Here is a 26345-nt window from a genome sequence, read left to right on the forward strand (position 1 = left end):
ATTACTTTTGTACCAACAAAAAAAGACAACATGAAAGGTGTATTATTAGTTAATTTAGGTTCGCCGGAAAGTCCAACTGCTAAGGATGTAAAACCATATTTAGATGAATTTTTAATGGACAAATACGTAATTGACGTTCCGTTTTTGTTGCGAGCATTATTAGTACGTGGAATAATTTTACAAACAAGACCTAAAAAATCCGCAGCCGCTTATGCAAAAATATGGTGGGACGAAGGTTCTCCGCTTGTAGTGATTTCCAAAAGAATGCACGCGAAAGTCCAAAAATTAGTTGATGTTCCTGTTTCCCTAGCGATGCGTTACGGAAATCCTTCGCTTTTATCAGGTTTACAAGAACTGCACGACAAAGGCGTAAATGAAGTACTGCTTTTTCCATTGTACCCACAACATGCAATGGCGTCTACAACAACCATTTTAGAATTGGCTGAAGAACACCGTAAAAAATATTTCCCGGAAATGAAATTTACCATTGTTCCTGCGTTTTATAACAAACCTGATTATTTACAAAACCTGGCCGATTCTATTAAAGGACATTTAGCTGGTTATGATTACGACCATTTATTATTCTCTTACCATGGAATCCCGGAGCGTCACATTCGCAAAACCGATATCACTAAATCGCATTGTAAAATTGATGGCTCTTGTTGCAACACGCCTTCACCGGCACATGAATTTTGTTACCGCCACCAATGTTACGAAACGACCAAACAAGTCGTTAAATTACTGGGAATTCCAGAAGGAAAATACAGCCAAACCTTTCAATCGCGCTTAGCGGGAGATAAGTGGTTGACGCCTTACACGGACGTTGAAGTGAACAAAATGCCGGAAAAAGGAATTAAAAATCTTGCCGTTGTAACACCTGCTTTTGTATCGGATTGTTTAGAGACTTTAGAAGAAATTGCCATGGAAGCCAATCATGAATTTAAGGTTCACGGAGGAGAAAATTTTAAAGCAATTCCATGTTTAAATGATGGTGACGACTGGTGTAAAACAGTAAGTAATTGGATTTCAAACTGGTCCAATACTTCATCATCCGTTAAAGCTGACTCCGAAAAAATAAACGCTTAAATGGCTGTTACCGCCGATGAGTTAGGAACCCAAGACATCAAAAAACTCTTGATAAAGCAAGCGGTTCCATCCTCTATTGGTATTTTATTCATGTCGGTTAATATTTTAATCGACACCATATTTGTGGGACAATGGATTGGTTCTCTTGCAATTGCGGCGGTAACCGTGGTTTTGCCCATTACCTTTTTGATTTCTTCTTTGGGAATGGCAATCGGTGTGGGCGGAGGCTCCGTACTTTCGCGAGCCTTGGGAGCTGATCACAAAGAAAAAGCATTGCATACCTTTGGTAATCAAATCATGATGACCTTTTTATTGGCATCTGTTTTTGTGTTATTTGGTCTTTTTTTCAGCACCGAAATGCTGATGCTTTTTGGCGCGAAAGGAGCGATAATGGAACCCGCCAGAGCATTCTTCTTTCCCATAATCATTAGTGTCCCGTTTTTGGCGCTTTGCATGATGGGGAACAACGTTATTCGGGCCGAAGGCAAGGCTAAATTTGCAATGGTGGCCATGATTATTCCCGCTTTTATAAATATTATATTAGATATTATTTTTATAAAATATTTAGATTTAGGAATGTTTGGCGCTGCGTTAGCTACGGCCATATCCTATTTTTCATGTTTCTTATTTGTGTTTTGGTTCTTTTATTTTAAAAGTGAACTAAAACTAAAAATCAGACATTTCAAGTTTAATATTCCTCTTGTAAAAGAAATTACCGAATTGAGTTTTGTAACTTTTTCGAGACAAGGAGTCGTAAGTATTTTAGCGATAATCCTCAATCATACTTTATACACGTACGGAGGTGAACATTCCGTTGCCATTTACGGAATTATAAGCCGAATGTTGATGTTTGCTTTATTTCCAATTCTGGGAATTACGCAAGGATTTCTGCCAATTGCAGGTTTTAATTACGGTGCCGGAAATTATGAAAGAGTGAAAGAAAGTGTACAGCTTTCGATAAAATACGCCGCTTTTTTAGCAACGTTGATTTTTGTGGTTATTCTAATTTTTGCCAAACCTATCGTTGCTGTTTTTACTACAGATCCACTCGTTATTGCCCAAACTCCGGAAGCGTTGCGCTGGGTTTTTGCGGCTTCGCCAATTATTGCTGTTCAACTCATTGGAGCGGCTTATTTTCAAGCGGCGGGAAAGGCAAAAAAAGCATTGCTTTTGACCTTAAGTAAGCAAGGATTTTTCCTGATTCCGTTAGTGCTGATTCTACCAAATTTTTTAGGTATTTTTGGTGTTTGGATTGCCTTCCCAATTGCGGATATCTTATCAACAATATTGACTGGCTATTTTTTAAAAAAAGAAATAAATACAAAACTGATTCAAACTAACGATGGAATACTATAATTACCTTAAATCCTTACACCTTATCTTTGTAATAACATGGTTTGCAGGATTATTTTATATCGTCCGCTTGTTCGTTTACCAAATTGAAGCGGCACAAAAACCTACGCCAGAGAAAGAAATTTTACAAAAACAATACAAAATAATGACCTACCGTTTATGGTATATTATCACTTGGCCGTCAGCAGTTTTGGCTAGTATTTTTGCTTTTTGGATGCTGTTTTTTACGGATTTAGGCCAAGCGTGGTTAAAAATGCCTTGGATGCACGTAAAACTTGGTTTCGTATTTGCGCTGTATTTATACCATGCAAAATGCCAACAAATATTCAATCAATTGCAAAATGACGAGGTAAAATATACCACAACTTTCATGCGATTGTGGAATGAAGGCGCGACGATAATCCTTTTTGCAGTGGTTTTTTTAGTGGTTTTAAAAAATGCCGTCAACTGGATTTATGGCGTGATTGGGATTTTCTTATTTTCCATTTTAATAATGCTAGGCTTTAAATTTTACAAAAAAATTAGAGAAAGAAATCAATCTTAATTATGTTCAAAAGTTTCAAAATAGCAATGCTTTCGTTACGAATCAGGATTTTCCTTTCGATGATTGTATTGATATTAATGGCTTCTGTGATATTGGCTTCCATATCTATTATCCAATTTAAAAACGAAGCCAAAGAATACCATCAAGAGCGACTGGAACGAAATGAAAACGCAGTAAAACAACACATTAACTTCATTCTTTCCACCACTACCTATCCGTTGACTTCTGGTAATCTGGATTTGATTTTTAAAGATAAAATTCACGAATTAGCCCACATTCACAACATCGAAATCAACATTTACAGTTTGGACGGAAAATTGCTGAAATCCTCCAAAGAATCATTTTCTGTTGATAAGGTGGCACCGCCAATTCCCAAATACATTTTAAAACTAGTTCGTTCTTCGATTGAAAAAAGATACGTGGACATTAAAACTATTGATGGCAAAAAAAATCGTTCAGCTTTCAGCCAGATTAAAGACGACAAATTCAAACCACTGGGAATCTTAAATTTACCTTATGTAGAAGATGACGGCTATTATGAAAATGAATTGAAAAGTTTTCTAATTCGTCTGGGGCAGGTTTATGCTTTCATGCTTATTATAGCTTTCGCCTTTGCATATTTTCTATCGTCCTACATCACAAAATCATTAAAAACAATTTCGGATAAGTTAAGCGAAACGAGTTTGAATCAAAAAAACGAAAAAATTGTTCTGGAAGCCAATAGCAAGGAAATTAACTTACTGATAAAAGCGTACAACGGAATGGTGGATGAACTGGAGAAAAGCGCCATAAAACTCGCGCAAAGCGAACGTGAAGAAGCGTGGCGCGAAATGGCGAAACAAGTGGCGCATGAAATCAAGAATCCGCTTACGCCAATGCGATTAACAGTGCAGAGTTTTCAGCGGAAATTTGACCCTACTGACCCCAATGTAAAGCAGAAAATGAACGACTATTCGGAAACTTTGATTCAACAAATTGATACCATGAGTGCGGTAGCTTCCGCTTTTTCGAATTTTGCATCGATGCCGGCACAGCAAAATGAAACTCTAAACGTGGTGGAAGTAGTAGAGCTTGCGATGGATATTTTCAACGAAGAATATATTGAATTCCAAAGTTCTTCTCCCGAAATTATTTCGAAAATTGACCGAACGCAACTCATTCGAATTATCACGAATTTAGCGAAAAATGCCATTCAATCGATACCGGAACAACAGGAAATTAAATCGGTTGTGGTGCGCATCAGAAAAGAAGCAAATAACGTATTAATTACGGTTTCTGACAACGGAATTGGCATTCAACCCAAAGACATCAGCCGCATATTTGAACCAAAATTCACCACCAAAAGCAGCGGTATGGGTCTTGGTCTTGGAATTATAAAAAACATTATTGAAAATTATAAAGGAACGATTACCTTTGAGACTGAATTTGGAAAAGGAACTACTTTTATTGTATCACTTCCAATAATTAACACCTAAAAATACAATTATGAACTACGAAAATATTTTAATTGCAACCGAAAATAACATTGCAACGATTACCATTAATCGTCCGACTAAACTCAACGCTTTAAATGTTGCAACTATTTCTGATTTGAACAAAGCGTTCAAAACATTAGGAAAAAATGATGAAATTCGTGTTATTATTTTAACGGGAAGTGGTGAAAAAGCATTTGTAGCCGGAGCTGATATCTCTGAATTTGCTCATTTTTCGATTGAAGAAGGGATGCAACTGGCGGCAGAAGGACAAGAAAAATTATTTGATTTTATAGAAAATCTAAAAAAACCCGTAATAGCAGCCGTTAATGGTTTTGCGTTAGGTGGTGGATTAGAATTAGCCATGGCGTGTCATTTCAGAGTAGCTTCTGAAAATGCAAAAATGGGATTACCTGAAGTTTCGCTGGGTGTAATTCCGGGTTATGGCGGAACACAACGTTTGCCACAATTGATAGGAAAAGGACGCGCAATGGAAATGATTTTGAGTGCAGGAATGGTAACAGCGCAAGATGCTTACAGAACTGGACTTGTGAATCACGTAGTCCCTGAAGCTGAACTTTTAGACTACTGTGTGAGTGTGGCCAATAAAATAATAAAGAATTCTCCTTACGCTGTTGGTAAAGCTATAAAAGCGGTCAATGCTAATTTCAAAGAAGGAAAAAATGGGTATGAAGTCGAAATAAAAGCTTTTGGAAAATGTTTTGGAACCGAAGATTTTAAAGAAGGAACAACGGCATTTTTAGAGAAAAGAAAAGCAGTGTTTACTGGGAAATAATAACAAAAGAGAGAACCATTGGTTCTCTTTTCTGTTTATCAGTGAATATCATTTAAAATAATTTTTCCTCAAAAACAGATTGTTTGCTTTACAACACTTAATTTTGCAGACCCGTTTCGGAATATAACGCACCATCTAAAATTAAACTTATGTCCTTCCAACCTGTATTTGAACTTTTCTGGGAAAAGGTAAAAGAAAGTATCGAAAACCATACCTACGCTAAACTAACGCTTGCCAAAACCATTGGTGATACAGAACTGAAAAATATTTATGTGCGTCCTGTTTTACTGGAAAATGACGTGTTTAGTCTTTCGGTTACGGAGCGTTACAAAACCGAGGAAATAGAAAGTTTTCATACGCTTGATGAAGCTTTTATTATATTGGCTCCGTATGTGAATAATCCGTTTTTAACCGCTTTACTGTTTACAACAGAAAATGACATTACCTTTAAACTCAATAAAAAAAGAGTGGGAACCATTATTGAGCAACCACCAACTTTTAAGAACGCTTCAGATGTGATTTTGGAAATGAAAGTCAAAGGAATTAAGATTTAAGATTTTTGATTAACGATTGCTGATTTTTGATTTAAAATCAGCAATCGAAAAAACATCTGAAATTTAAAATCTTTAATCCGCAATCAAAAATCTTACTTCTCTCCTTCCCATTCCGCATAAAACTGCGCCAGAAATCCTTCCATATAACGGTGTCTTTCTTGTGCGATTTGTTTTCCGGTCTCGGTATTCATCTTATCTTTCAAAAGCAATAACTTTTCGTAAAAATGATTTAACGTTGGAGAATCATTCTTCTTGTATTCTTCTTTAGTCATACTGGAATTTGGAGCAATTTTAGGGTCGTAGATTGCTCTGTTTTTAAATCCGCCATAATTGAAAGTTCTGGCGATTCCAATGGCTCCAATCGCATCTAAACGATCCGCGTCCTGAACCACATCCAATTCTATTGAAGAAAATTTCTTTTCGAAATTGCCGCCTTTGTACGAGATGTTTTCAATGATATCAACCACATGCTTGATGGTCTCTTTGTCAACGTTTTCTGATTCTAAAAATTCGCGCGCAATTCTTGGTCCGACGGTTTCATCACCATCATGAAACTTACTGTCGGCAATATCATGAAGCAAAGCGCCAAGTTTGACAACGGTGGTATCACAGACTTCACTTTTCGAAATCAGAACGGAATTCTTAAACACTCTTTCAATATGAAACCAGTCGTGCCCGCCCTCGGCATTTTCTAGTTTTTCTTTAACAAAAAGAATCGTTTTACTTATTAAATCAGGGTTTATCATTATTTATATACTTTTAAAAAAAATGTTGAATTTCAAAGTCCATCAACTTCAAAATCCAACATTTTTATTTTATATTTAAAATTTAGTAATCTATCGTACTAAAGCTGGCTCTACCCATTTAAAAATATGCGATTCTTGTGGAATTACCATTCTCTCGGAAATTTTTGCCATTCTACCCGGTAATTTCATCAAATAATCACGGGCTTTCTCTGCTTCATCGGTCAAACCGGAAATTTTATCAATTTCCCATTTCTCAATTAATTTTTGCATAATGTCTACATAATCCGCTGCTGTGTAAACTCCAATTCTTTGTGCCGAATCAGAAAACTGTTCAAAAGCGGTACTGATTTTTTGACCTGATTCTCTTAAGAAATGTGCAGGCATAACGATTTTTGCTTTCATCATGTATTGAAACGCAAGCATCATCTCACTTGGATCTATTTGAAAAATACGGGTAACAAATTCACTGTACGCATGATGATGACGCATCTCGTCACCAGCAATCATTTTGCACATTTTAGACAATTTGTTATCGCCATATTTCTTGGCCATTTGCGCTACTCTGTTATGGGAAACATAAGTTGCTAATTCCTGAAAACTGGTATACACAAAGTTTTTGTAAGGATCTCTTCCGGTGCCAATATCAAAACCATCGTTGATAAGGTGCTGCGTTGTGATTTCTACTTCACGCATGTTTACACGACCTGATAAATACAAATATTTATTCAGTAAATCGCCATGACGATTTTCCTCACCAGTCCACTGCCTGATCCATTTAGACCAACCATTTCTCTCTACGTTATCAATTCCTTCTACATCCATTAACCAGGATTCATAGGTTGGCAAAGCTTCCTCTGTAATGGTATCACCTACTAAAGTTACCCAGAAATCATAAGGTAATTCTTTTGCAATTTCACGTAATTCTTTGACCTCATCAAAAAAAGTATCACTTTGGGAATTAGGCAAAAAATCAGTTGGTTGCCATATTTTCTCCACTGGAATCAGATACTGATCGACAAAGCTGTCTACGTTTTTTTCCAAAAACTGCATTACTTCTAATCGAATGTTTTTTATTGACATTATATATAAATTAAATTTTTATTCCTTGAACAACTGCTGTTTCTGTTTTTTCCATTAATTCAGCAAAATCATAGTCTTTAACCGCTAACGGTTTATGTACCACAAAGGTAAGGCGATTTCCTAAACCTAGCGGGAAAAATCCGTATTTAACTATTTCCCAAGAATTGTTTATGCTCACTGGAACCACGTATGCCGAAGGCGCGTGTTTACATAAAATTTTCAAACCGCTTTGCGCAAACTCTTTTGGTTTTCCCGTTTTACTTCGTGTTCCTTCCGGAAAAATAACTGCTGATCGGTTGTGTTTTTCGATATATTCAGCCAATCCTTTGATGGCCGGAATCGCTTGTTTTGGATCTTTACGATCGATAAGAACAGAACCTCCGTGACGTAAATTAAATGACACGCTTGGGATACCGCTTCCTAATTCTTTCTTACTAACAAATTTACAATGAAAACGACGAAAAAACCAAATCATTGCAATAATATCGTACATACTTTGATGATTGGACACAAAAATTAAAGGCACGTTTTTAGGGATGCTTTCTATATTTTCAAATTTATATGTTGTTCCCAAGAGATTTGTGCATCTCAACAAGAAAAAATTCAAGTAATCGACACTTATTTTATGGGCTTGATAACCAAAAACATAGAAACAAACCCACTGAATTGGATGAAAAATAATCAAAGTAAGAACGAAACAGAAATAATAAATTACGGAAATGGGATACGAAATCAGTTTTTGCATGCTTTAAAAATTTGTTACAAAAGTAAGAAATATATTTTTAGCGGTATTTAAATCCGAAACAATATACTGGCTCGACGTTTAATCGTAACTTTGCGAGTCAAAATCTATGTCTTTTTTCTATTAAAATGAACTTTACTTACCCAAAAAACGAAAAGCTAAAAAGTAAAATCACCATTGGATTATTATTTACCGAAGGGAAATCAGTATCTAAATATCCGTTACGATTGGTCTACAAAGCCGGTTCTTTTAGCGAAGGCGAAAAAATAAAAATGGGTGTTTCTGTTTCTAAAAAGAATTTTAAGAAAGCCGTAGACCGCAATTATTTCAAAAGGTTATTGCGCGAAACCTACCGTCTGAACAAACACCTTTTGATTGACAATTTGGATCAACCGTATTCCTTTATGTTTTTTTACCAAACAAAGGACCGATTGTCTTACGAGGAAATTAATACCAAAACAATTCAGTTGTTTGAGAAGTTTTTGCTTCAAATAAAAAAAGAAGATTAGCATTTCTATTTTTTGTATTTTTAGCATTAAAATATTCTATTTATGAAGTCAATAGCCTTGTTTTTTGTTTTATTATTTTGTTTTTCCAGTTGTAAAAAAGCCGAGGCTGATTTAGATATGAAAGTATCAGCTATAAAACTTCCTTCAAAAGTAGCTTCAGCAGGTAATGCCCTTTATGACAAAGCCGATTTCAATTCACCTGTAAAGGAAACTCCTCAAAGTATTGAACAAAAAATCATCAAGGAAGGCAATCTTCGTTTTGAAACCAATGATTTAACAACCACATATTCTCAAATACAAAATGCGGTAAAGGTTTATAATGCAATCATTCAAAATGATACGGAAGGTAAGGATTACGAGTCTGTTTTTAGAAAATTAATCATTCGTGTTCCAAGTAAAAACTTCGATTTATTTTTGAAAGATATTTCAAAAGGGGTTACTTATTTTGACAATAAACAAATATCATCTCGGGATGTAACCGCTGAATATATTGACATTGATGCTCGATTGAAAGCTAAAAAAGTACTAGAAAACCGTTATCTCGAACTTTTAAAAAAAGCAAATAAGGTCACAGAAATGTTGGAAATTGAAAAGCAACTTTCCTCTATTCGTGAAGAAATCGAAGCAAAAGAAGGTCAATTGAATTACCTGCAAAACCAAGTTTTGTTCAGTACCATTACTATAGAATTCTACAGAACTATCGCCGAAGAAAGTGGTGTAACTGCCTCATACGGAATGAAAATTTGGACCGCCATCAAATCAGGATTCAATAGCCTTTCGAGTTTATTTATAAATCTACTGAGCATTTGGCCGTTTATCGTAATTATGGTTGCTGTAGTTTACTTTATTAGAAAAAGATTTAAGACAAAAAAAATATAAAACAATGTATTCTTTCTTCAAAAAAAAATTCATAATTCCCGTTATCGCTTCAGCATTTTTATTTATTGGAACGAGTTTCAAAGATGATTTTTTCGAAATCGCCAAACAAATCGAGATATTCACGACCCTTTTTAAGGAATTGAACCGAAATTATGTCGATGAAACCAATCCTGGAGAACTAATGGATAAAGCCATCAAAGGAATGCTGGCTAATTTAGATCCGTACACCGTGTATTTCAATGAGCAGGATGTGGTGCGATTCAAGATAAACAATACTGGAGAATATACTGGAATAGGCGCTTTATTGACTCGGAAAGAAGACAAATTAATTGTGAAAGAACCCTATAAAGATTTCCCTGCCGACAAAGCGGGTTTAAAAGCCGGAGACGAAATTATTCAGGTGGGCGACGTGCTTTTATCTGAATTTAAAGACGAAGCTTCTCAACTATTCAAAGGTACAAAAAATACCAAAATTGACATCAAATACATCCGTCAGGGAAAAGTGAACACTACTCAGATTATTCTGGACGAAGTCGAAATCAAATCGGTTCCTTTTTTCGCAAAAATAGATGAAAAAACCGGTTATATTGTATTGTCGCATTTTAACAAAAAAGCATCCTTGGAAACCAAAGAAGCTTTGGAACAACTGAAAAAATACGGTGCTGAACGCATTATTTTGGATGTAAGAGACAATCCGGGAGGACTTTTGAATGAAGCCGTGAATATCTGTAATTTATTTGTTCCAAAAAACGAAATTATTGTTACTACAAAATCGAAAATAGAGAAACACAACAGCACGTACAAAACGACCAAAGACCCTGTAGATACTGAAGTCCCTTTAATTATTCTTGTTAACGGCCGAAGTGCTTCGGCATCTGAAATCGTGGCTGGCGCACTTCAGGATTTAGATCGCGCTGTGGTGGTGGGAAGCCGCAGTTTTGGAAAAGGACTAGTGCAAAGACCAGTAGATTTGACGTATGGAACGCAACTAAAAGTAACTATTTCCCGCTATTACACACCATCCGGAAGATGCATTCAAGCTTTGGATTATTCTCGAAAAGACAAAAATGGGATGGCCATAAAAACGGAAGAAACAAACTTCAATGCTTTTAAAACCCGAAAAGGCAGAACCGTTTATGACGGCGGAGGAATCCAGCCTGACGTGGAACTAGAAGAAACTAAATCTAGTCCAATAACGGATGCTTTGCTAAAAAATGATGGGATTTTCAACTATGCCACGACTTATTATTATAAAAATCAAAATTTAGGAAATCAGATTCCGGTCATTTCTGATGCGGATTATTTGGATTTTAAACAGTTCCTGAAAGTACAGAAATTCTCCTTTGATACGGCAACAGAATTGGCTTTGAAAAATACTTTGGCTGTAGCCAAAAAAGAAAAATTAGACCAATCTATTCTCGCCGAATATCAACAATTGCTAGCCGCACTTCAAAAAAGTGAAAATGTTTTATTGGATAAAAACCAAAAAGAAATCAAAAATCTAATGGTTGATGAAATCATTAAACGCTACCAATATCAAGAAGGATTGTATCAATATTACATTAAAAACAATTCGGAAATTAAAAAAGCAGTGAGCATTTTAAACAATAACTCGGAATATAAGTCTATTCTCAAAATATAATGATAAAATCGTTTGCAATATTTTTGCTTCTTTTTTCGAGCTACTTAAGTGCCCAGGGAAAACCTGTAGAAACGGTCTATTTTGAATTTGATAAATTCACACTTCATGAAGATCAAATACAAATCATACTTGATTTCATGAAAAATGCGGATACCACGAAAATCGAATCAATACAAATTTATGGATATTGTGACGACAGAGGTGCCAATGATTATAATTATGCACTATCAAAAAACAGGGTAACTACAGTTCAAAACATTCTTACGGCAAATGGTTTTAACAAAAACAAAATTGTCATTATTGAAGGCAAAGGACGTGTAGTTCTGCAAAAAGATATGGTGGAAAACCTGTCCGAAACCCGTTCAAAAAACAGACGTGTAGACTTGTTTACTGTCAAGAAAAACAGTTACGGAAATGGCATATACAATTCGTTTCAGGATAAGCATAAAGTGGGAGATCGTATTTATCTGGAAAACATCCTTTTTCCGCTTGGAAGCAGCGCATTAACGGAACAATCCAAGAAAGAATTAGATAGAATTGCAGTGCTTTTTCAAAAACAAAAAACATTGGAATTCCAAATCAGAGGACACGTTTGTTGTACTCCAAGTTATTACTCGGATGCCATAGATAAGAAAACCCGGGAGCGTAAACTTTCTGTGAATCGAGCCAAAAATGTGTACAAATACCTTATGAATAAAGGCGTAAACAGCCTTAGGATGCACTATGTGGGCAGCGGAAATAAATTCCCTTTAAATCAGGGAGAAACGTTAGACCGTAGAGTTGAATTTATAATTTTGAAAATCTAATTCCCCTCTTTTCATCTCAATGTGCGGAATATCATCTTCGAGATACATTTGACTGGTTTGCACAAATCCATGACTTTCATAAAATTTTTTCAAATACAATTGGGCCCCGATAGTGATTTTGCTTTCGCCAAAATGATGCGAAATTCCTGCAATTGATTCTCGCATTAGGTCATGTCCCCACTTTCTGTCGCGGTAATTTGCATCAATGGTAACTCGGCCAATGGATGCATTATCAAAACTGATTCCGGGTTTGAAAAGTCTGGAATGCGATACAATTTTCCCTTCAAATACTCCCATAAGATGCAAAGCCACTTTGTCCTTTCCATCAAGATCTAAATAAACACAGTTTTGTTCTACCACGAAAATCTCGCTTCTTAAACGCAATAAATCGTAAAGTTCGTGAACTGTCAGGGCATCAAATGCCTTAATTAGCCATTGTATTGTCATGCTTCGTTTCTTTTTATAAAATGCAAATTAAAGAAATTTAAAGCTCTCTTTTAGCAATAACCACTGATTTCATGATAGCTTCCAGTTCATGCATTAAATCCCGTTTGTCTTTTGAGGGTGCGTAACAAAATCCTTCTAATACCAAAACTCGATTATAATCCTTATCAATAATAGCATAATTGATAAAAGGTCCCGACATAAAATCATTGTTTAGCTGCCAGGTTCCTTTTGTCTCGTAGGCTTCCTTCCCATCAAGATTGATTTTAAAAAGATAAGGCGCATACGCCTCTTCAGTAATCATGTTCGTATCTGGTTCCTTTCCGCTAATGTATAAATTACCTATGGAATCGCGCATTTTAATAATATTTGCGATTAGATCCTTGTCTTTATTTAAGGTATTTAAAGGAACTTGATATAATAAAAGACTCGTATTCCCGCCAATGATTTCTTTTTTTAGCCACATAAAATTACTTTTTTGAAGCACATAAGAATATCCGGAAGGAATCTGTAAAGTAATATGAAACTTGTTCTCTATGATTTTGGGATCTATCAATGACTGACTGTTTATTCGCTGATTCTCTGCGATTTCAGCCTGCTTGATTATTTGAATCATTTGCGGAGCATTTCTTTCAATGCAAGCAATAATATCAGAGGCTGTTTTACCAGAAATATGAAATACATTTTGAGGAGATGCGTATTGGTCTTTTCGGATTTCAAACTTGTTTTCTTCCGCTTTTTTGACCACAATAATAGCTCGGGTATCCGTCATAAATCCTTCTAAAAGCTTGACTGGATATTGATTGATATTGAATAAAGGCTCTTCTTGAGGCAAACCTATTACCGGCGATGCAAACTTGTTTCGGATGCTGTCTCCAATATCACCATTCCATAACTGATCATCGATAATAACCGAAATCGTGTTAATTTTACCGGCTGTTTTACGAGTAAGATGATTATTTTCTTTTTTACAGGAAAACAACAGTAGAGAAACAAAAAGAAATAAAAAATGGGCTTTATTCATTACTATTCTATTATAAAGTAAAACCCAAATTTATAGAAGTTTATTCTATTATCCGTTTATTTTTAACTTCATTCCAGGTTTAATATCTTCACTGCGAATACCGTTCCATTTTTTTAGGTCGGAAATGGTTACGCCAGGATGTTTTTTGGCAATACTAAATAAAGAATCTTCTTCTTGAACCACATAAAGTGTTGAATAATCAGTTGACAATGGTACCGAACTAGTATTTATTTTGGATTTATAAGCAACTAAATTTTGATTTTTCGAGATAGCTTGAGAAGTAACACGATCAGTATCAGATTCTTTCTTAACGGATCTCACCACACTTTGGTTCGAAATAATTTTCAGGCTTCTGCCGTACTTAATCATATTACTTTTCAGATTATTCCATTTTTTTATTTCAGAAATAGAAACATCATATTCATCCGCTACGGCAGTTAGATTGTCTCCTCGTTTACTTTATAACAAGAAGTTTTAGGCAGTGTTACGCGCTGAATCGTGTAATTAGCAGCATCTTTTACCGACATTACTTTTGTTACTTGAATCTAAGCTTCGTTTATAAAGAATTTTCTCTTGATTCAATAATAAAAACAACCGTAAAAATGAATACTTTTAAAATAAAAAACCTCAGCAATAAAGTGTTTATTGCCAAGGTTTTCATTTTATTATAACAGTATTTTTTAATTTAAATTATTAAAATTTAAACGGTTATATTTGTTTCGCAACAGCTGCATTAATCCAAAATCGCTGCAATTCCTGGCAGTATTTTTCCTTCCAGCATTTCCAGCATTGCTCCTCCACCGGTTGAAACGTAGCTTACTTTATCTTCCAGACCAAATTGTTTTACAGCAGCCACTGAATCACCACCACCTACTAGAGAAAATGCTCCGTTTGACGTAGATTCAGCGATAAAGTTACCCAAAGCAATGGTTCCGTTAGCGAAATTTTCCATTTCAAAAACGCCCAATGGTCCGTTCCAAAGAATCGTTTTTGATTCCATGATTACTTTTTTGAAGTTTTCCAATGATTTTGGACCTGCGTCCAAACCTTGCCAGCCGTCAGGAATTTCTTTTACATCCACAATTTGCGTTTCGGCATCATTTGCGAAAGCGTTTGCCGCCACAACATCAACCGGAATATGAATTTGTACTCCTTTTTCTTTAGCTAATCGCAATATTTCTAATGCCAATTCTTGTTTATCATCTTCACAAATAGAATCTCCAATTTTGCCGCCTAATGCTTTTACAAAAGTAAAAGTCATTCCTCCACCAATAATCATGTGATCTACTTTGTCCAAAATATTCTCGATAACGGTAATTTTAGAAGACACTTTAGATCCGCCAAGAACTGCTGTTACCGGTTTTTCACTATTTTTCAAAACTTTATTCAAGCTTTCAATTTCTTTTGCCATTAATAATCCGAAACATTTCTCCGTAGGAAAAAATTGAGCGATAATCGTAGTCGACGCGTGCGCTCGGTGTGCTGTTCCAAAAGCGTCGTTTACATAAATATCACCAAGTGAAGCCAATTCTTTTGCGAAAGCAACATCACCTGCTTCTTCTTCACTATGAAAACGTAAATTTTCCAACAATAAAACTTCTCCAGCCTGCAATTTTTTAGCTGCATCTTTTGCTACTGAACCAATGCAGTCAGCGGCGAACTGAACCGGGACTCCAAGAATATCTGATGCTGTTTTTAAAATGTGTTTCAAAGAATGTTTTTCCTCCACACCTTTTGGTCTGCCTAAATGTGACATCAAAATCACACTTCCGCCTTGAGCAAGAATCGCGTCAATGGTAGGTTTTGCAGCTTCGATACGAGTGGCATCCGTTACATTTAAATTTTCGTCCAAAGGCACATTGAAATCAACACGAATTATGGCTTTTTTATTTTCAAAATTGAAATCACTTAACGTTTTCATCAGAATATTTTTTAGTTTGTTTTTTTTGAAAGAGTAACAAATATAGAACTTTTAAAGCAGTATTAAATTAGAGAAAATTACATAAAATCAATTTTCAGCAACGAAATCGATGTAAATTGATAAATACTGTTGTTTTTTAATAATTTATGCGGCCATTGTTCTGATTAAAGCGAAATTAAATTTTAAAATTAATCACCGCAATTAACGCCTCTCTAAACGCGCTTCATCGGAAACTTTGCCTGCTAAAATTTTAGACTAAACCATTTTCTGCTATCTTTGCTTCATGCAATTTTCAGAAATTTTAGGACAAGAACACATCAAAAGTCATTTGACAAAAAGTGCTGATTTGGGTAGAATTCCCCATGCACAACTGTTTGTAGGTCCTGAAGGCAGTGGAACTTTACCCATGGCGATTGCGTATGCACAATACATCATTTGCAGCAATCAAAACGGGGAGAATTCCGGTTCAAATGAAGCGTGCAACCTGAAATTCCAGAAAACATCACATCCGGACTTGCATTTTATCTACCCGACGGTTAGCACTGAAGACGTAAAAACCAAACCCAAAAGCATCGATTTTATTACCGAATGGCGCCAGTTTTTAGAACATAATCCGTACGGAAGTTTGTTTGACTGGTACCAAATGCTGGGCGTTAAAAACAAACAAGGTGAAATAAGGGTTGATGACGCTCAGGAAATCTTGAAATCGCTGGCTTTGAAATCTTATGAAGGCGGATACAAAATAATGATTATTTGGATGGCTGATAAATTGAATATCGCGGCTTCCAATAAATTACTGAAATTGCTGGAAGAACCTACAGACAGAACGGTTTTTATCCTGATTTCAGAAAATGAAGAAGATATTATTCAAACGATTCGTTCCCGTTGCCAAGTATTGCATTTTAATGGTTTGAGTGAAACTGTTATTGCGGAGGCTTTAGTTTCAAAAGAAAATACGAATTCTAAAATAGCTTTAAAAATAGCGCATCAGGCACAAGGAAATTATAACAAAGCATTGCAATTATTACAACCGGACAGCGAATCTGTTTTTTTTGAAAAATGGTTTGTCGATTGGGTTCGTGCTGCTTTCAGAGCCAAAGGAAACGCTGCCGCCATTCAGGATTTGATCCAGTGGAGTGAGCAAATTGCCGGTTTAGGAAGAGAAACCCAGAAGAAATTTTTACATTTCTGTATCGATATGTTTCGTCAAGCATTGTTGTTGAATTATCAAACACCAACCCTGGTTTACATGGAGCCGCAAGTAGAAAAATTCAAATTGGAGAATTTTGCGCCTTTTGTAAATGGCAACAATATAAATGATATTTTTAAAGAACTTTCGGAGGCGATGTATCACATTGAACGCAACGGAAACGCTAAAATTATCCTAACCGATTTATCCATAAAATTAACCCGTTTAATTCACAAAAAATAATAACATGAACAACATTACTTCTATTTTGATTTTAATTTTTCTGGCCATCACTTTCCTGCAGTCCGGATACGACAAACTGTTTTATTGGAAAGATAATGTCGAATGGTTAAAAGGTCATTTCGCTAAAACACCATTAAAAAATAGTGTCCCTTTAGCATTACTGAATATTTTAATTTTAGAATTAATTTCCGGTATTTTATGTGTGGTGGGCTGCATCGAATTATTCGTAAACAACGGAAGAATATTTGGTTTCTATGGAGCCGTTTTCTCTTGTATCACGTTGTTGATGTTGCTTTTCGGACAGCGATTAGCCAAAGATTATGATGGAGCAAGAACGATTGTCATCTATTTTATCCCTGCAATATTGGCCGTTTATTGGTTAAACTAGACTTTACAACTTATTATTTTGAACAACAACTCCTTTTTAAATAAAAAAATGACACCAAAACACCCTTCAGAATCCCTGACGATATTAACCGATTTGGTTTTACCAAGCGAGACCAATCCTTTGAACAATCTTTTTGGTGGCGAATTATTAGCCCGTATGGATCGCGCAGCAAGTATAGCGGCACGCAGACATTCCCGAAGAATTGTAGTTACAGCATCCGTAAATCACGTTGCATTCAATAGAGCAATTCCGCTGGGAAGTGTCGTTACTGTTGAAGCCAAAGTTTCTAGAGCTTTCAAAAGTTCAATGGAAATATTCATTGACATTTGGGTTGAAGACAGAGAATCCGGTAATAAAACCAAAGCAAATGAAGCGATTTATACTTTTGTAGCAGTAGACGATACGGGAAGACCCGTTGAAGTACCCCAAATTGTTCCGGAAACCGAAATAGAAAAACAACGTTTTGAAGCTGCATTGCGACGCAAACAGTTGAGTTTAGTTTTAGCCGGTAAAATGAACCCACATGATGCGACCGAATTAAAAGCGCTGTTCACGTAATGAGCATAATTCAGCCGAATGTTTTTTATAAAAAAATAGATTTAAAATATTCTTTAAAGAGAAAATTTTAATTAAAAAAAGAAGTATTTTTACGAAAATAAATGTTCAGTATACAAATGAAATTACAGGATAATAAGTCATTCTGTCAGTTTCTTACCGTTATAAAATAATACAAATAGATGAAAGAAAAGGTAAAAGAGAAGATGAGTACAGAGAAAGAATCTAAATTAAAAGCGCTACAACTTACGCTTGACAAATTAGATAAAACCTATGGAAAAGGAACGGTAATGAAAATGGGCGACAAAGCCATTGAGGAAGTAGAAACTATTTCTTCAGGGTCTTTAGGAATCGATTTAGCGTTAGGAGTTGGCGGTTATCCAAGAGGAAGAATTATTGAAATATACGGTCCGGAATCTTCTGGAAAAACCACATTGACACTTCATGCCATTGCTGAAGCTCAAAAAGCAGGTGGAATTGCAGCTTTTATTGATGCAGAACACGCTTTCGACAGAAACTATGCGGAGAAATTAGGCGTTGACATCGAAAACTTAATCATTTCACAACCGGACAACGGGGAACAAGCGTTAGAAATTGCAGAGAACTTGATTCGTTCCGGAGCAATTGACATTGTTGTAATTGACTCGGTTGCTGCTTTGACTCCAAAAAGTGAAATTGAAGGCGAAATGGGAGATTCTAAAATGGGATTACACGCCCGTTTAATGTCTCAAGCATTGCGTAAATTAACAGGAACCATCAGTAAAACAAACTGTACAGTTTTCTTTATTAATCAATTGAGAGAGAAAATTGGAGTAATGTTTGGTAATCCAGAAACGACAACGGGAGGAAATGCATTGAAGTTTTATGCTTCGATTCGTTTAGATATCCGTCGTTCTACACAAATTAAAGATGGTGATAACGTCCTTGGGAACAGAACCAAAGTAAAAGTGGTGAAAAACAAAGTCGCTCCGCCATTTAAAATCGCTGAATTTGATATCATGTATGGTGAAGGAATTTCAAAAACAGGAGAGATTCTAGATCTTGCTGTTGAATTTGAAATCATCAAAAAAGCGGGATCTTGGTTTAGTTACGGTGAAACCAAATTAGGACAAGGACGTGATGCAGTTAAGTCTTTAATAAAAGACAATCCAGAATTAGCGGATGAATTAGAAGAAAAAATTAAAGCTAGAATAAAAGAACTAGCAGAAGCATAAAAAGTAAAACCCGAAAATTTCGGGTTTTTCCATTTTTAAACGCAACCTTTTTTAAAAATTTCATCTAACAAGAAAACAGTCAGTAAAAAGATTTAAACTAACGGAAAAGTAATATAAATTATTAAAGATGAAAAAACTGTTTTACCTACACTGTTTTTATTGACCCTGACTTGCTGTAGTTTTGAAATTACGAACGAACTTAAAGTTAAGAACTACTTCCACTAGACAAGAGCGTTATCCTTTAAAAGTAAAAACAATTCCTAAGTTCGTAGCTAATAATATTGAAATAGGGAAAACAAATGAAAAAGAAACTATATCTGCTGATAGATTTAAAAGCAATTCGAACAAGGAGAAGAATAAGAACGGTTCTGTTGTTTATTTCAAAAAAAATCATTCACCGTTAAAACAAACGACAGCTAAAACTAACGAGCTAATTAGGAGAGGCAAAAAACCTGAATCAGGTCCATTTTAGCACCAATGTAGCTTTGGGATTTAAATACCCGATTATAAAATTATTTCAAATAAATGTACATCCAATGATTAAATATCAATTGAAAACCTTTTCCAACAACTCTGGTAACTTTAAACCACTTTTTATTGGATTATATTCCGTTGTGTATTAAAGCTTTTAATTGAATCAGAATCGAAAGCTATTAATTGATTGTATATTATTTTGCGCACTTCTTCGCGAATTTCTTTGCGGTCAACGCTAGTTTTTCCCAATGTTTCTATATGTGAATGCATTTTTACACGCATAATTCCCGGGCTACCACTAAAAAAAGTATACGGAAATCTCTTCTTATTATCGACAAAAGTAATAGGAACAATAGGAATTCCATGTTCTATCGCCAATCGGAACGCGCCATCTTTAAAAGTGTCCAATACGACGGATTCATCATCTGGAACACCACCTTCTGGAAAAATACAGATACTCAATCCCTGATTGATTCTTTTTTGAGCACGATTAAAGACTTCCATTTTACTTTTCGAACAATTCCTATTAACCAAAATACAGGTTCTTTTGTAGAAAAAGCCAAACAACGGAATTTTTGAAAGTTCTTTTTTACCCACAAAAACAAACGGATTTCTTGTCAGAGCAAGCATCAGCATAATATCGGCCATTGACGTATGATTGGCAACAATCATGTAACTTTTTTGATATTCCATTTCTTGGCTTTTATCTATTTTATAATAAAATCCCATTCCAAAAAGAATAAATTTTGCCCAAATACGCGCCATCTTAAAAAAATAAGGATAGCCACTTTCCGTTAAAATAGACAAAACCAAAAAAGGAAACATTACCAATATGGGAATGGTCATTAAAACATAAAACCAGACCCGCCAAAGCACCCAAAAAATAATTTTAAATCCTCTCATAAGTTCAAAAGTAACAAATCAGATGTAAATATTGGTAAAATAATTTGCTTTGGAAAACTACCTAGCAGAAAAAATTTACAATCCATGTGAACTTTGCGTAAATCTTTGCGAACTTTGCGCTTAAGAAAAAATCATAATGGCAAAAATACTTACAGGCGTTCAAAGTACCGGAACACCACATTTAGGAAACTTACTTGGCGCAATCATTCCCGCAATAGCATTATCAAATAAACCTGAAAACGAATCGTTTCTTTTCATTGCTGATTTACATTCGATAACGCAAATAAAAAACGGTGAAACTTTAAGAACCAATACTTACAGTACTGCTGCAGCTTGGCTTGCCTGTGGTTTGAATGTAGATAAAGTAGTTTTTTACAGGCAATCTGATGTGCCACAAACAGCGGAATTGTCATGGTATTTAAGCTGTTTCTTCCCTTTTCAACGTTTGACATTAGCGCATTCCTTCAAAGACAAAGCCGATAGACTGGAAGATGTCAATGCTGGATTGTTTTCGTATCCAATGCTGATGGCTGCAGATATTTTGTTATATGATGCTGAACTTGTTCCGGTAGGAAAAGACCAATTGCAGCATGTTGAAATCACTCGTGATGTAGCGTCCCGTTTCAACCACCAAATGGGAGAAACGTTCGTACTTCCCGAAGCCAAAATTCAGGAAGATAGCATGCTGATTCCGGGAACCAACGGCGGAAAAATGAGTAAATCAGCCAATAATATTATCAATATTTTCCTGGATGATAAATCGTTGCGTAAACAAGTGATGAGTATTGAAACCGACAGCACGCCACTGGAAGATCCTAAAAATCCAGAAACCTGTAATGCATTTGCTATTTATAAATTATTGGCAAATGAAGAACAAATAGCCACAATGACTGCCAATTACCTTGGGGGAAATTACGGTTACGGTCATGCCAAACAAGCGTTGTTTGAGTTGATTTGTGAAACTTTCAAAACCGAAAGAGAAAAATACAATTACTACATCAATAATCTTACTGAAGTTGATGCTTTACTAAAAAAAGGTGCCGAAAAAGCAGCAGTTGTTGCCAATGGAGTTTTAGGAAGAGTAAGAGAAAAATTAGGATTTGAAGTGTAATAATTCATTTTTAAAACATATAAGTCATGTAAGTTTTTTGTTTGCTGTTATTTCACGAAAGCTTACATGACTTATATGTTAAAATCAAATCGCCTCAAACAATTTCCCCGGTAAAGGCCGTATCACGCCTTTCAATTCCATATTCAACAGCATTCCTGAGATTTTATAAATAGGGAAATCACAACGCAAAGCAATAATATCCATCAATTCTTTTCCGGTTTTAAGGAGGTAATCATATACTTTTTGCTCGTCTTCCTCTAAGCTTACAAACAATTGTTTTTGTACCGGTTTTGTTTCTTTTTGAATATCCCAATTCAAAATATAAATCAAATCCGCGGCACTCGTCAAGACATTTGCTTTTTGGGTTTTTATCAGGTTGTTGCAACCCTGGCTGTACTTATCCGTAACACGTCCAGGAACAGCAAAAACATCCCGGCTGTAATCATTCGCCATGTTGGCCGTTATCAATGAACCACCCCTGTCCGCTGATTCAATAACGATTGTCGCTTCAGACATTCCCGCAACGATTCGGTTTCTTCGAACAAAATTTTCTTTATCAGGATTAGAGGAGCTCCAAAACTCGGTCATGAAACCACCGTTTTGTTCGACTTTAGCAACATATTTTTTATGGGTTTTCGGGTAAATTTGGTTCAAACCGTGCGCCACCACTCCTATCGTTTGTAAATTATGCTCCATCGCCAATTGATGCGCGACAATATCGACGCCATAGGCAAAACCACTGACGATTATAGGATCCAGTGGAGCCAATTCTTCTATCAATTTTCTGCAAAATTCCGTTCCGTACGAGGTGATTTGTCGCGTTCCTACAATACTGATTATTCTTCTGTTTTTTAAATTGATATTTCCAGATGTGAATAATAAAAGTGGTCCGTCAATACAATGTTTCAAGCGTTCCGGATACTCTTCGTCCAGAAAATAAACTGCGTTGATTTCATTCGCTTTTATAAATTCCAATTCCTGAGTTGCTTTTTCGAAAACGGATTTATCCTTTAAATTTTTCAGCAAAACAGACCCTACTCCATCAATAGCAGCAAGTTGCGATGCCTTTGTATTAAAAATCGCCTCTGCAGTTCCAAAATGAGTCAGCAGTTTTTTGGCCATTATGTCGCCCACGCCTTCTATTCTTTGCAATGCCAATAAATAAAATAAATCCTGCTCTTTCATGCTAAATATTTGAGAGTGAAATGTATAAATTTTTATGCGGATTGTTAATAAAAATTGTGAATAAAATTTTGATAACTATTTTCGTTGTATAACTTTGTAAGTATGAAAATCGAACTATACATCGCGCAGCTTTTATACCGTTATCAATGTGTTACCGTTCCTGGTTTCGGAGCTTTTTTGACCGAAATTCAATCGGCTAAACTAAACGAAAGTACAAATTCATTTTCTCCACCCAAAAAAATGATTGCTTTCAATGCAAATCTGAAAAACAATGATGGTTTATTAGCCAATCATATCGCTTTAGCTGAGAAAACCTCTTATGATTATGCCGTAAGCGCAATTCAATATGAAGTTTTTAATTGGAAAAAAGCATTGGAAGAAAACCAACTTTTTTCTATAAAAAATGTGGGAGATCTTCGTTTGAACGCTGATAAAAACATCGTTTTCACTCCGTACAATCTAACGAATTATTTAACCAGTTCTTTTGGGTTGGCTCCTTTTATTTCACCACTCGTAAAAAGAGAAATCTTTGAAAAAGAAATTGAAACTATTGAAGAAAAAGCAACCATCACAATGATTCCTGAAGAAACAAAAACAGCAAACCCGTATTTAAAATACGCCGCTATTTTTGTATTAGGATTAGGAATTGCTGGAAGTGTTGGCTATCCAATGTATCAAAACCAAATTGCCTCAGAAACGATTATTGTTGAAACTGCCGTTCAAAAACAAGTTCAAAATAAAATTCAGCAAGCCACTTTCTTCATCGAAAGTCCGGTTCCCGCTGTTACACTCTCCGTAAAATCCGATAAGGAAATGAAAATGCCATATCACATTATGGCTGGAGTGTACCGAGAAGAGAAAAATGCCAATAAAACGCTGCGAATTCTATCTCGTTTAGGATATGATGCCAAACGAATCGCTCCTAACAAAAACGGTTTTTTTCCGGTTTTGTATGGCAGTTACGCCACATTTGCTGAAGCAGAAAAAGCAAAAAAAGAAATTCATGAAAAGCACAATCCAGAAGCTTGGATATTGATTCAATCACTATAAAAACCAAAACCCTATTTTTTACCGAATAGGGTTTTCTAGTTTTAGCACTTTGTTGTTTTTAATTCAGACTCGCTTTGTACATCCTAGCTTCTTCCCACGAAAATTTATGACCGTATTTTTCCATCAAGGTGTTCAGTGATTCTTCTTTGTATCCATCAAAAGCAGTTGCTAAATCTTGCATTTTATCCTCTGGTAAAACTTCCGAAATAGATACCGCTTTAGTTTGAATCAGCTTTACAAAATGCGAATAAATGGTTTGTTTAGTCAATACTCTGATTGTGGCAATATCTTGAATTGATTTCTTTTCAACCCACAATTCATAGGTTTCCTGAACAGTAGATTTCTTGGGTGCTGCTGTTTTTGATTTTTTCGACGTATAGCGTTCTACATCTTTATAATCATCAATCAAGGTTATGTTTAACTCTTTAAATTGATTTTGTATAGCTTCCGTTTTTCGGCTGATGTATTTTTTTATTTCTGAGGACGTCAATTTTTCTTTCGAAATGGTTTCTCCTGCAACAACGGTTTCAATCAATAATTTGGCCTTCATTAATCGTAGAACGGCTCTGGTTTGCAATTCTTCCAGAATAATTAATTCATCGTAAAACGCTTTTACTTTCTTGATTCGTTTTACTTCTTCAATTTTCCAAAGGATTTCAAAAACCAGATCATCCATTGGTTTTAAGAAATAACCGAAAGCAGCTTGAATACGTTCAGAAACATGATTCAAATCGACGGTTTCCTGACCAAAAAGTTTATTCAATTGTGATATAAATTTTTTTGATGGATCCAATAGCTGTTCGATGATCGCCGTTTGCTTTTTGGCCCAAAGGGCATGTTTGGATTTCTCCGAGATTTCTGATTTTTCGTTGTAACTGTATTTATGATTGCGCCATTCCTGAGCTAAATCATTCCAATCAAATGTGTTTATCAGATAGTTATGGATGAAATTTTTGGTTTCAAAATGCAAGGCATTCTCTAAAAACGAATCCGAAGCTTTATTTAGTGAATAATCCATTACATCTTGATCGTTTGAAATTCCATTCATACGTAACGGAGAAAGCAAAATAAGCCCTTCTAGCGAGCGCAAACGCGATAATGCAACATAAGCCTGGCCCGGAAGGAAAACTTGCGAAACATCAAGCGCCGCTTTATCAAACGTTAATCCCTGGCTTTTATGAACCGTAATCGCCCACGCTAATTTGATGGGATAATGCACAAAAGTCCCCAAAACCTCTTCTTCAATTTCTTTGGTAGCTTCATCAACTTTATACCGAATGTTTTGCCATTCGTATTTATCCACTTCTATGGTTTTGTTTTCTTCTGGAAAATGAACCAGGATTTCCTGATTCGAAAGTGATTTGATAATTCCCATTTTTCCGTTGAAATAGTTTTTATCAAAAGACAAATCGTTTTTTACGAACATGATCTGCGCGCCCAGTTTCAACTGAAGTTGTTGTTCTACGGGAAATATCTTCTCCGGAAAATCTCCGGTTATCTCCGGTTTGTAAACCGCTAACTTTCCTTCTAAATCTCCCAAAGCCTGCGCATTCATAGAATCGGCTTTGTTGTTGTGCGTGGTTAATGTGATGTACCCTTTATTGGCTTTTAAATCAAAATCGGGTTTTACGTATTGGTTTAAAGTTTGAATGTCTTGCTGGGAAATTTCATTGTTTCGCAGATTATTCAAAACAGAAATAAACGTATCGTCAGTCTGGCGAAATATCTTGGATAATTCAATGTATAATGGAGGATTTTGCTGCACTACATGCGAATGGAAAAAGAATTTTCCTTTATAATACGTTTTCAGCGTACGCCATTCTTCGTCCCGAATCACCGGTGGCAACTGCAATAAATCGCCAATATACAAGACTTGAACGCCACCAAAAGCAGTACTTTTTTTGCGCACGGTTTGCATCATATAATCCATCGCATCCAGTAAATCCGCGCGAAGCATACTGACTTCATCGATAATCAACAATTCCATATTGCGAATTACTGATTTCTTCAAACCACTCATTTTAAAATGTCTGCGCAAGGTAGCTTTGGTTTCAAATTTAGTACTTTCGGAAAATTGAGGTGATGAATTATCCGGAATAAATCCTCCAAAGGGTAATTGAAACATGGAATGTATCGTTACACCGCCCGCATTTAAAGCAGCAATTCCAGTTGGCGCCACTACAACAGTGTTCTTGTGTGTAGTTTGGATAATTTCCCGTAAAAGTGTGGTTTTTCCAGTTCCTGCTTTCCCTGTGAGAAAAACGGAGCGATGCGTTTGATTGATGAATCGTAATGTGTAAGCGGCGGCTTCTGAAATGGTTTGCATGTGGCGTGTGTATATAATGCTAAAATATTGAAAATTAGGAATACTATTTTAATTTTTGGCAAACATTTTAGGATTGTAATGCGACTATTTTTTAGCCCCAATAACAACG

The 26345-nt window shown here is 35.6% G+C and carries 26 protein-coding genes; 16 read left to right on the forward strand and 10 right to left on the reverse strand.

Annotated features, from left to right (window positions below):
* Nucleotides 1–30: 30 nt before the first annotated feature.
* From hemH to BMZ76_RS03285, 6 genes are all read left to right on the forward strand, one after another.
* Nucleotides 31–1086 carry a ferrochelatase gene (hemH, locus tag BMZ76_RS03260; protein WP_091203285.1) on the forward strand — a complete coding sequence of 352 codons (1056 nt, stop codon included), beginning with the start codon at nt 31–33 and terminating at the stop codon, nt 1084–1086.
* On the forward strand, nt 1087–2442 hold the full coding sequence (locus tag BMZ76_RS03265; protein WP_091203286.1) for an MATE family efflux transporter: 1356 nt from the start codon (nt 1087–1089) through the stop codon (nt 2440–2442).
* The gene (locus BMZ76_RS03270; protein ID WP_091203287.1) at nt 2429–2983 is read left to right on the forward strand and encodes a CopD family protein; all 555 of its coding nucleotides are present in this window, start codon (nt 2429–2431) and stop codon (nt 2981–2983) included. Before BMZ76_RS03265 ends, BMZ76_RS03270 begins: the two co-directional genes overlap by 14 nt.
* Nucleotides 2984–2985: 2 nt before the next feature.
* Nucleotides 2986–4458 (forward strand): ATP-binding protein, encoded by a 1473-nt coding sequence (locus BMZ76_RS03275; protein WP_396230379.1) that lies wholly within the window; start codon nt 2986–2988, stop codon nt 4456–4458.
* Nucleotides 4459–4468: 10 nt separating this feature from the next.
* Complete coding sequence (locus tag BMZ76_RS03280; RefSeq protein WP_091203288.1) at nt 4469–5251, forward strand: enoyl-CoA hydratase/isomerase family protein; 783 nt, start codon at nt 4469–4471, stop codon at nt 5249–5251.
* A gap of 149 nt (nt 5252–5400) precedes the next feature.
* Nucleotides 5401–5805, forward strand: a complete 405-nt coding sequence (locus BMZ76_RS03285) for a hypothetical protein (RefSeq protein WP_091203289.1) — start codon at nt 5401–5403, stop codon at nt 5803–5805.
* A gap of 92 nt (nt 5806–5897) precedes the next feature.
* Here BMZ76_RS03285 and BMZ76_RS03290 read toward each other — a convergent pair whose 3' ends face one another.
* The 3 genes from BMZ76_RS03290 to BMZ76_RS03300 all read right to left on the reverse strand — a co-directional run bounded on the left by BMZ76_RS03290 (nt 5898) and on the right by BMZ76_RS03300 (nt 8376).
* A complete protein-coding gene (locus BMZ76_RS03290) occupies nt 5898–6551 on the reverse strand; it encodes an HD domain-containing protein (protein WP_091203290.1) in 654 nt (217 codons plus the stop codon).
* Nucleotides 6552–6641: 90 nt separating this feature from the next.
* Nucleotides 6642–7631, reverse strand: a complete 990-nt coding sequence (locus BMZ76_RS03295) for an acyl-ACP desaturase (protein ID WP_091203291.1) — start codon at nt 7629–7631, stop codon at nt 6642–6644.
* Between the two features lie 10 nt (nt 7632–7641).
* Complete coding sequence (locus BMZ76_RS03300; RefSeq protein WP_091203292.1) at nt 7642–8376, reverse strand: lysophospholipid acyltransferase family protein; 735 nt, start codon at nt 8374–8376, stop codon at nt 7642–7644.
* Between the two features lie 125 nt (nt 8377–8501).
* On the opposite strand from BMZ76_RS03300, the gene rnpA reads away from it, so the two are divergent.
* The 4 genes from rnpA to BMZ76_RS03320 are packed head-to-tail and all read left to right on the forward strand — an operon-like array spanning nt 8502 to nt 12209.
* Nucleotides 8502–8882, forward strand: coding sequence for a ribonuclease P protein component (rnpA, locus tag BMZ76_RS03305; protein WP_091203293.1), 381 nt, complete (start codon nt 8502–8504; stop codon nt 8880–8882).
* 42 nt (nt 8883–8924) lie between these two features.
* A complete protein-coding gene (locus BMZ76_RS03310; RefSeq protein ID WP_091203294.1) occupies nt 8925–9761 on the forward strand; it encodes a DUF4349 domain-containing protein in 837 nt (278 codons plus the stop codon).
* Nucleotides 9762–9765: 4 nt separating this feature from the next.
* A complete protein-coding gene (locus BMZ76_RS03315) occupies nt 9766–11403 on the forward strand; it encodes a S41 family peptidase (RefSeq protein ID WP_091203295.1) in 1638 nt (545 codons plus the stop codon).
* A complete protein-coding gene (locus BMZ76_RS03320) occupies nt 11403–12209 on the forward strand; it encodes an OmpA family protein (protein ID WP_091203296.1) in 807 nt (268 codons plus the stop codon). Before BMZ76_RS03315 ends, BMZ76_RS03320 begins: the two co-directional genes overlap by 1 nt.
* Here BMZ76_RS03320 and BMZ76_RS03325 read toward each other — a convergent pair.
* From BMZ76_RS03325 to BMZ76_RS03340, 4 genes are all read right to left on the reverse strand, one after another.
* A complete protein-coding gene (locus BMZ76_RS03325) occupies nt 12171–12656 on the reverse strand; it encodes a GNAT family N-acetyltransferase (RefSeq protein WP_091203297.1) in 486 nt (161 codons plus the stop codon). The genes BMZ76_RS03320 and BMZ76_RS03325 overlap by 39 nt on opposite strands.
* A gap of 37 nt (nt 12657–12693) precedes the next feature.
* Nucleotides 12694–13677 carry a DUF4837 family protein gene (locus BMZ76_RS03330; protein WP_091203298.1) on the reverse strand — a complete coding sequence of 328 codons (984 nt, stop codon included), beginning with the start codon at nt 13675–13677 and terminating at the stop codon, nt 12694–12696.
* 48 nt (nt 13678–13725) lie between these two features.
* Nucleotides 13726–14046, reverse strand: a complete 321-nt coding sequence (locus BMZ76_RS03335) for a LysM peptidoglycan-binding domain-containing protein (protein WP_091203299.1) — start codon at nt 14044–14046, stop codon at nt 13726–13728.
* 364 nt (nt 14047–14410) lie between these two features.
* A complete protein-coding gene (locus tag BMZ76_RS03340) occupies nt 14411–15598 on the reverse strand; it encodes a phosphoglycerate kinase (protein ID WP_091203300.1) in 1188 nt (395 codons plus the stop codon).
* A 283-nt stretch (nt 15599–15881) separates the two neighbouring features.
* Between BMZ76_RS03340 and BMZ76_RS03345 the strand changes: the two genes are divergently transcribed.
* The 4 genes from BMZ76_RS03345 to recA all read left to right on the forward strand — a co-directional run bounded on the left by BMZ76_RS03345 (nt 15882) and on the right by recA (nt 19187).
* Complete coding sequence (locus BMZ76_RS03345; protein ID WP_091203301.1) at nt 15882–17030, forward strand: DNA polymerase III subunit; 1149 nt, start codon at nt 15882–15884, stop codon at nt 17028–17030.
* 4 nt (nt 17031–17034) lie between these two features.
* Nucleotides 17035–17418: a DoxX family membrane protein gene (locus BMZ76_RS03350; RefSeq protein WP_091203302.1), complete on the forward strand. Its 384-nt coding sequence runs from the start codon at nt 17035–17037 to the stop codon at nt 17416–17418.
* 48 nt (nt 17419–17466) lie between these two features.
* On the forward strand, nt 17467–17976 hold the full coding sequence (locus BMZ76_RS03355; protein WP_091203303.1) for an acyl-CoA thioesterase: 510 nt from the start codon (nt 17467–17469) through the stop codon (nt 17974–17976).
* Nucleotides 17977–18179: 203 nt separating this feature from the next.
* Nucleotides 18180–19187, forward strand: a complete 1008-nt coding sequence (gene recA, locus BMZ76_RS03360) for a recombinase RecA (protein ID WP_091203513.1) — start codon at nt 18180–18182, stop codon at nt 19185–19187.
* Between the two features lie 594 nt (nt 19188–19781).
* On the opposite strand, the gene BMZ76_RS03370 is transcribed toward recA, so the two are convergent.
* Nucleotides 19782–20564: a lysophospholipid acyltransferase family protein gene (locus BMZ76_RS03370; protein WP_091203305.1), complete on the reverse strand. Its 783-nt coding sequence runs from the start codon at nt 20562–20564 to the stop codon at nt 19782–19784.
* Nucleotides 20565–20700: 136 nt separating this feature from the next.
* Between BMZ76_RS03370 and trpS the strand changes: the two genes are divergently transcribed.
* Entirely contained in the window at nt 20701–21675 is a 975-nt protein-coding gene (trpS, locus tag BMZ76_RS03375) for a tryptophan--tRNA ligase (protein ID WP_091203306.1), read from the forward strand.
* 84 nt (nt 21676–21759) lie between these two features.
* On the opposite strand, the gene dprA is transcribed toward trpS, so the two are convergent.
* The gene (gene dprA, locus BMZ76_RS03380; RefSeq protein WP_091203307.1) at nt 21760–22860 is read right to left on the reverse strand and encodes a DNA-processing protein DprA; all 1101 of its coding nucleotides are present in this window, start codon (nt 22858–22860) and stop codon (nt 21760–21762) included.
* A 102-nt stretch (nt 22861–22962) separates the two neighbouring features.
* On the opposite strand from dprA, the gene BMZ76_RS03385 reads away from it, so the two are divergent.
* Complete coding sequence (locus BMZ76_RS03385) at nt 22963–23910, forward strand: HU domain-containing protein (RefSeq protein WP_091203308.1); 948 nt, start codon at nt 22963–22965, stop codon at nt 23908–23910.
* A 58-nt stretch (nt 23911–23968) separates the two neighbouring features.
* On the opposite strand, the gene BMZ76_RS03390 is transcribed toward BMZ76_RS03385, so the two are convergent.
* Nucleotides 23969–26236 carry a helix-turn-helix domain-containing protein gene (locus BMZ76_RS03390; protein ID WP_091203309.1) on the reverse strand — a complete coding sequence of 756 codons (2268 nt, stop codon included), beginning with the start codon at nt 26234–26236 and terminating at the stop codon, nt 23969–23971.
* Nucleotides 26237–26345: the final 109 nt, after the last annotated feature.

The sequence above is a fragment of the Flavobacterium xueshanense genome (assembly GCF_900112975.1).
GTDB classification, from domain to species: domain Bacteria; phylum Bacteroidota; class Bacteroidia; order Flavobacteriales; family Flavobacteriaceae; genus Flavobacterium; species Flavobacterium xueshanense.

Coding starts and splice junctions, on each gene's coding strand:
- hemH (WP_091203285.1), top strand. CDS start 31: ATGAAAGGTGTATTATTAGTTAATTTAGGTTCGCCGGAAAGTCCAACT.
- BMZ76_RS03265 (WP_091203286.1), top strand. CDS start 1,087: ATGGCTGTTACCGCCGATGAGTTAGGAACCCAAGACATCAAAAAACTC.
- BMZ76_RS03270 (WP_091203287.1), top strand. CDS start 2,429: ATGGAATACTATAATTACCTTAAATCCTTACACCTTATCTTTGTAATA.
- BMZ76_RS03275 (WP_396230379.1), top strand. CDS start 2,986: ATGTTCAAAAGTTTCAAAATAGCAATGCTTTCGTTACGAATCAGGATT.
- BMZ76_RS03280 (WP_091203288.1), top strand. CDS start 4,469: ATGAACTACGAAAATATTTTAATTGCAACCGAAAATAACATTGCAACG.
- BMZ76_RS03285 (WP_091203289.1), top strand. CDS start 5,401: ATGTCCTTCCAACCTGTATTTGAACTTTTCTGGGAAAAGGTAAAAGAA.
- BMZ76_RS03290 (WP_091203290.1), bottom strand. CDS start 6,551: ATGATAAACCCTGATTTAATAAGTAAAACGATTCTTTTTGTTAAAGAA.
- BMZ76_RS03295 (WP_091203291.1), bottom strand. CDS start 7,631: ATGTCAATAAAAAACATTCGATTAGAAGTAATGCAGTTTTTGGAAAAA.
- BMZ76_RS03300 (WP_091203292.1), bottom strand. CDS start 8,376: ATGCAAAAACTGATTTCGTATCCCATTTCCGTAATTTATTATTTCTGT.
- rnpA (WP_091203293.1), top strand. CDS start 8,502: ATGAACTTTACTTACCCAAAAAACGAAAAGCTAAAAAGTAAAATCACC.
- BMZ76_RS03310 (WP_091203294.1), top strand. CDS start 8,925: ATGAAGTCAATAGCCTTGTTTTTTGTTTTATTATTTTGTTTTTCCAGT.
- BMZ76_RS03315 (WP_091203295.1), top strand. CDS start 9,766: ATGTATTCTTTCTTCAAAAAAAAATTCATAATTCCCGTTATCGCTTCA.
- BMZ76_RS03320 (WP_091203296.1), top strand. CDS start 11,403: ATGATAAAATCGTTTGCAATATTTTTGCTTCTTTTTTCGAGCTACTTA.
- BMZ76_RS03325 (WP_091203297.1), bottom strand. CDS start 12,656: ATGACAATACAATGGCTAATTAAGGCATTTGATGCCCTGACAGTTCAC.
- BMZ76_RS03330 (WP_091203298.1), bottom strand. CDS start 13,677: ATGAATAAAGCCCATTTTTTATTTCTTTTTGTTTCTCTACTGTTGTTT.
- BMZ76_RS03335 (WP_091203299.1), bottom strand. CDS start 14,046: ATGATTAAGTACGGCAGAAGCCTGAAAATTATTTCGAACCAAAGTGTG.
- BMZ76_RS03340 (WP_091203300.1), bottom strand. CDS start 15,598: ATGAAAACGTTAAGTGATTTCAATTTTGAAAATAAAAAAGCCATAATT.
- BMZ76_RS03345 (WP_091203301.1), top strand. CDS start 15,882: ATGCAATTTTCAGAAATTTTAGGACAAGAACACATCAAAAGTCATTTG.
- BMZ76_RS03350 (WP_091203302.1), top strand. CDS start 17,035: ATGAACAACATTACTTCTATTTTGATTTTAATTTTTCTGGCCATCACT.
- BMZ76_RS03355 (WP_091203303.1), top strand. CDS start 17,467: ATGACACCAAAACACCCTTCAGAATCCCTGACGATATTAACCGATTTG.
- recA (WP_091203513.1), top strand. CDS start 18,180: ATGAGTACAGAGAAAGAATCTAAATTAAAAGCGCTACAACTTACGCTT.
- BMZ76_RS03370 (WP_091203305.1), bottom strand. CDS start 20,564: ATGAGAGGATTTAAAATTATTTTTTGGGTGCTTTGGCGGGTCTGGTTT.
- trpS (WP_091203306.1), top strand. CDS start 20,701: ATGGCAAAAATACTTACAGGCGTTCAAAGTACCGGAACACCACATTTA.
- dprA (WP_091203307.1), bottom strand. CDS start 22,860: ATGAAAGAGCAGGATTTATTTTATTTATTGGCATTGCAAAGAATAGAA.
- BMZ76_RS03385 (WP_091203308.1), top strand. CDS start 22,963: ATGAAAATCGAACTATACATCGCGCAGCTTTTATACCGTTATCAATGT.
- BMZ76_RS03390 (WP_091203309.1), bottom strand. CDS start 26,236: ATGCAAACCATTTCAGAAGCCGCCGCTTACACATTACGATTCATCAAT.